5 protein-coding genes and 1 pseudogene are annotated in these 5143 nt (G+C 68.2%); 5 read left to right on the top strand and 1 reads right to left on the bottom strand.

The window, feature by feature from the left end:
* Nucleotides 1–1598: pseudogene (locus tag AB0J09_RS55730) on the top strand (glycosyl hydrolase); the annotation flags it as partial.
* Here the strand turns inward: AB0J09_RS55730 and AB0J09_RS55725 are convergent.
* Nucleotides 1595–2467: a sugar kinase gene (locus tag AB0J09_RS55725; protein WP_360710544.1), complete on the bottom strand. Its 873-nt coding sequence runs from the start codon at nt 2465–2467 to the stop codon at nt 1595–1597. The pseudogene AB0J09_RS55730 and the gene AB0J09_RS55725 sit on opposite strands and share 4 nt — an antisense overlap.
* Nucleotides 2468–2655: 188 nt before the next feature.
* On the opposite strand from AB0J09_RS55725, the gene AB0J09_RS55720 reads away from it, so the two are divergent.
* The 4 genes from AB0J09_RS55720 to AB0J09_RS55705 all read left to right on the top strand — a co-directional run.
* Nucleotides 2656–3390, top strand: coding sequence for a hypothetical protein (locus tag AB0J09_RS55720; RefSeq protein WP_360710542.1), 735 nt, complete (start codon nt 2656–2658; stop codon nt 3388–3390).
* Between the two features lie 150 nt (nt 3391–3540).
* Nucleotides 3541–4245, top strand: coding sequence for a DUF4344 domain-containing metallopeptidase (locus AB0J09_RS55715; RefSeq protein WP_360710540.1), 705 nt, complete (start codon nt 3541–3543; stop codon nt 4243–4245).
* 16 nt (nt 4246–4261) lie between these two features.
* On the top strand, nt 4262–4966 hold the full coding sequence (locus tag AB0J09_RS55710; RefSeq protein ID WP_360710538.1) for a maleylpyruvate isomerase family mycothiol-dependent enzyme: 705 nt from the start codon (nt 4262–4264) through the stop codon (nt 4964–4966).
* On the top strand, nt 4954–5143 hold a 190-nt coding region (locus AB0J09_RS55705; protein WP_360710536.1), incomplete at its 3' end, for a DUF6343 family protein. The genes AB0J09_RS55710 and AB0J09_RS55705, both read left to right, overlap by 13 nt.

The following is a 5143-nucleotide window of genomic DNA, read 5'->3' as shown; positions in this document are numbered from 1 at the left end:
CGAGCAGGGACATCGGCACGATCGCCGGCGAGGCCTCCGGGCGGCGCGCGGTGACGCTCAACCAGACCGGCGCGTACGTCGAGTTCACCACCAGGGCGGACACGAACACCCTGGTCACCCGCTTCTCGATGCCCGACGCCGCGGGCGGCGGCGGCCTCAGCTCGACCCTGAACGTCTACGTCGACGGCACGTTCCTCAAGGCCGTCAACCTGACCTCCCGCTACGCCTGGCTCTACGGCGCCGAGGCCAGCCCGAACAACTCGCCCGGCTCGGGACCGCCCAGGCACATCTACGACGAGGCGAACGTGCTCCTCGGCACCACCGTGCCCAAGGGCAGCAAGATCAGGCTGCAGAAGGACGCGGCCAACGGCCAGACGTACGCGATCGACTTCGTGGACTTCGAGCAGGCGACCCCGATCGCCAACCCGGACCCGGCGAAGTACGCCGTACCGACTGGATTCGGGCAGCAGGACGTGCAGAACGCTTTGGACAAGGCCCGCATGGACGCCAACCTCGTCGGCGTCTACCTCCCCCAGGGCGACTACCAGACGTCCGGCAAGTTCCAGGTGTACGGCAAGTCCGTCAAGATCGTCGGCGCCGGCCCCTGGTTCACCAGGTTCTACTCCCCGAGCGGGCAGGAGAACACCGACGTGGGCTTCCGCACGGAGGCCTCGGCCAACGGCTCGACGTTCGCGAACTTCGCCTACTTCGGCAACTACACCTCGCGCATCGACGGCCCCGGCAAGGTGTTCGACCTCTCGAACGTGGCCAACATGACGATCGACAACGTCTGGGCCGAGCACCAGATATGCCTGTACTGGGGCTCGAACACGGACAACATCACGATCAAGAACTCGCGGATCCGTAACCTGTTCGCCGACGGCCTCAACATGACCAACGGCAGCACCGGCAACCACGTCACCAACGTCGAGGCCAGGGCCACCGGCGACGACAGCTTCGCGCTGTTCTCGGCGACCGACAACAACCCCGGCGAGCAGACCGGCAACGTCTTCGAGAACCTCACCTCGATGCTCACCTGGCGGGCCGCGGGCGTGGCCGTGTACGGCGGGTACGACAACACGTTCAGGAACATCTACGTCGCGGACACGCTGACGTACCCGGGCGTCACGATCAGCTCACTGGACTTCGGGATCCCGATGAACGGGTTCGGCGCCAGCCCGCCGACCACCTTCGACAACATCTCGCTGGTCAGGGCCGGCGGGCACTTCTGGGGGCAGCAGACGTTCCCGGCGATGTGGCTGTTCTCCTCGTCGAAGGTGTTCCAGGGCATCCGCGTCAGCAACCTGGACATCGTGGACCCGACCTACAGCGGGATCATGTTCCAGACCGGCTACTCCGGCGGCACGCCGCTGAACCCGGTCAAGGACACGATCCTGACCAACGTGTCCATCAGCGGGGCGCAGAAGAGCGGCGACGCCTTCGACGCCAAGTCCGGGTTCGGCATCTGGGTCAACGAGATGCCCGAGCCGGGACAGGGCCCGGCCGTCGGGTCGGCCACGATCAACAACCTGAAGTTCGGCAACAACTACCAGAACATCAGGAACACGACCTCGACCTTCACCCTGACCACAAATTAGAGCTCTGACCTGGTGGGCAACCCCTGCCAGTCACTGACGCTGGTCACCGCGGCGGCGCTCAACAGCGCCCCGCGGTGCAGGCGTTCCTGGGGGATGAGGCCGTCGAGGGCGGCGCTGATGTAGCCGGCCGCGAACGCCTCCCCCGCGCCCGCCGTGTCCACGATGGGGACCTGCCAGCCCGGCACGTCGTACCGCATCCTGTCGGCGCGCACGCTCGCGCCCTTCGCGCCGCGGTCCACCACGACCTCGCGCTCGGGCGTGAGCGCGGGTTTGACGAGGTCGAGCTCGTCCTGGCGGAGGAAGAGCAGGTGCGAGGCGCAGGCCAGCTCGCCGAGCACCTCCTCGGCCTCGCGTACCGACGGCCACAGCTCGGGGACGTACTCGACGGAGAAGGAGATCATCACCTCGGCGTTCCTCGCGGCGCTCACGGCGGTGCGCACCGCCTCGAGCGCGTCCCTACCGAGGCCGGCCGTGAGGCCGGTGACGTGGAGCATCTTCGACGCGGCGATCCGGTCGATGGGCACGTTGCCCGGCGCGAGCCGCGAGCCCGCCGAGCCGGTGCGGTACTGCGTCACTCTGAGTTCGCGGCCGACGCGGGTCTCCCTGAGGATGAGCCCGGTACGCAGCCCTTCGGACACGCGCATGTCCGCGACGTCCACGCCCTCACCCTTGAGCGCGGTGAGCGCCCTGGCGCCCAGTTCGTCGTCGCCCACCTTGCCCAGGTACGCGCTCCGGTGCCCGAGTCTGGCCAGTGCGATGGCCAGCGTGAACTCGGGTCCGCACACGTCCAGCCGGGCCTCGCTCTCGTGGCGAACCCTTCCGCTGGTGACGACGCCCAGGGGCTCGCCGAGCGTGTAGACGTCGGTCATGGGCCAGACTGTACTGGGTCACGTGGGTCCAGGTGGATTTAAGCCCATAACCCCTGGCTAAAGCCTTGATCAAATATTTTCTCTAACTTTTGCCAACTTTTCCCCCCTCACATGGCTCAAAGTAGTAAAGGGAGTCGGCCGCCCCGAGCCGGCTCCGAGTCAATACGGGGAGAGGAATCAGCACCCTCATGAGAAAGATCGCATTGGGTATCGCCTCCGCCATTGTCGGCGGAGCCATGCTGCTGTCGGGCGCGGGGGCGGCCGCGGCTGCCACCAAGACCGACACGCAGCTCAAGATCCGGGACATCACCCCCAACCCGGTCGTGGTCAAGACCGGGGCCGAGACGACCGCCTACTTCGACATCGGGGCCAGCTCCGACGTCAAGAAGGTCGAGCTCAGCGTGGCGCCCGAGGGCGTCCGCACGCTGCGCGCCAAGGACGTCAAGGACCTCGAGGGCTGGCGCTTCGCCGTCGGCTTCACCGAGGGCGACGCCACCGGCAAGTGGAGCGCCACCGCCGTGGCCTTCGACAGCGCCGGCAAGCAGATCGCCAAGGACACGGCGTTCTTCTCGGTCGAGCTCCAGAAGAGCAAGGCCGAGACGCGCATCTCGCGCTTCAGTGCCGACCCGTACAAGGTCCGCAAGGGCAAGAAGATCGAGTTCTCCGGCCGTCTTCAGGTGAATGACGAGGGCTGGGAGGGCGTCCGCGGCGAGAAGGTGAACGTCTACTTCCGCGCGAACGGCTCCAGTGGCTGGAAGTGGGTCGCCTCGGCCAGGACCAAGTGGGGCGGCAAGTTCTACACCACGACGCGCGCCTACAAGAGCGGCACGTTCAGGGCCGTGTTCAGCGGTGACGACGAGCTCCAGGGCGCCACGAGCCGCACGGACTACGTGCGGGTCTACGGCCCCTGGTGGCGTCGCTAGTCCAACACACCGAGGCCCGGCCCCACACGGGGCCGGGCCTTCGGCTTTCCCTCCTGGGAACGGCTCCTTCACCACCCGCAGGTTTAGCGATCACCCATCCCGCGCATGGACAGTCGCATTGCGTTGAACGACCCCCGAAGGAGACCTCGCATGCCGCATCCCCTCATGGCCCTCGTCCTGAGCATGACGAGCACGCTGGGAGCGGCCCCCTCATCAGAGCTGTCCGTACGCTACGAGCAGCCGGGCTCACCCCGCGCCGAGCAGGCCAGGAAGCTCCTCAAGGACAGCGACGCGCTGGAGACCGGGATCCGGCTGCCCGCGCCGATCAAGGTGGTCGCACGTGACTGCGACTCGGCGGAGGCCACCTGGGACCAGGATGAGCGCCGGATCACCATCTGCTACCAGCTGGTCGACCAGGCGCGCCGCGTACTGGACGGCATCTCGGAGACCGAGGAGACCGACGCCGGCACCGGGTCCGCCCGCATGGAGGCCATGCTGTCCGTGCTCTTCCACCAGCAGCTCGGCCACGCCCTGACCACGCTCAACGGCCTGCCCGACAGCGACGCGCAGGCCGACCAGTTCGCGGCGCTGACGCTCCCCGCCGACGCGCCCAAGCGCGTGGTGCCGGCGGCCGAGGCCCGCCACTTGCTCGCCGGTCACAGCGGCATCGACGAGCTGTCGGCGACAGCCGAATCCGCCACGTTCTCCTGCCTGCTGTACGGCGCCGACCCCGGCAAGTACCATCGCATCGCCCAAGGCGGCTGGGTTGCGCCCGAGCGGGCGCCTTCGTGCGCCGACGAGTACAACCGGGTCAAGTCCGCCATCGGTTCCATGGCCGTGAAAGCAGGCACATAGCGGGTAGCGTCCGGGTATGGCCGAGGATCTGCTCAAAGACTTCAACCCGTTCGACATCTTCGACGCAGAGGCCGCCCGGCTGGACCGGTTCTTCAGCGGGCTCGACGAGGCCGGCTGGCAGCGGCCGTCCCGCTGCGAGGGCTGGTCGGTACGCGACGTGCTGGGTCACCTGGCGGGCGAGGAGCTCTACAACCACGCCTGCCTGGACGGGGACGTGGAGAACCTGCTGACCCGGCTCTCCAAGGCCGGCGTGTCGGGGTTCAACGACTTCAACGAGTGGTCGGTGCGGCAGCGGCGCGGCATGCCCGTGGAGGACGTGCTGGAGGAGTGGCGCACCAAGAACGGCGAGACGCGGCGGCGCATGCGCGAGCTCGGGCCGGACGGGCTGCTCGACACGATGGCCGGGCCCTATCCGTGCGGATTGCAGGCCTTCCACTACGACTCCGAGTACGCCACCCACGCCGACGACGTCGGCGCGCCCGTCGCCGAGTCCGAGGCCGACGACAGGACGCTGTGGCGGGTGGTCGTGGGGCGGTTCGTGCTGAAGGAGCAGGAGGCCAAGGTGCAGGTGGAGCAGACGGCCGACGAGATCTGGGCCGCCGTGAACGGGGTCACCGCCTCGCTGTCGTACCCCGAGTTCGTGGAGGCCACGATCGGGCGTCTGCCCGCCTCGCACGGGATCGACCCGCGCGTCGTCGCGGCCCTGAGATGCCTCGCGTGAGCTCCTGTCGCGTGGAGAGGAGATCGATCATGTGGCTGCGTAACCGGGCGGGCACGGAGCCACTGACGGCACGTAGCCCACTGGGTGCCCGGCGGATCCTGTCGCTGGTGGCGCTGGTGCTGGGCGTCGCGGCGGCGGTGTTCTTCGCCCTGCGCGCCGCGAGCACGGGGGCGGAGG

Source organism: Nonomuraea sp. NPDC049784, assembly GCF_040659615.1.
In the GTDB taxonomy this organism is placed as follows: Bacteria; Actinomycetota; Actinomycetes; order Streptosporangiales; family Streptosporangiaceae; genus Nonomuraea.
The sequence above is the reverse complement of the archived record's forward strand: the minus strand, read 5'-3'. Positions and strand labels throughout refer to the sequence as shown.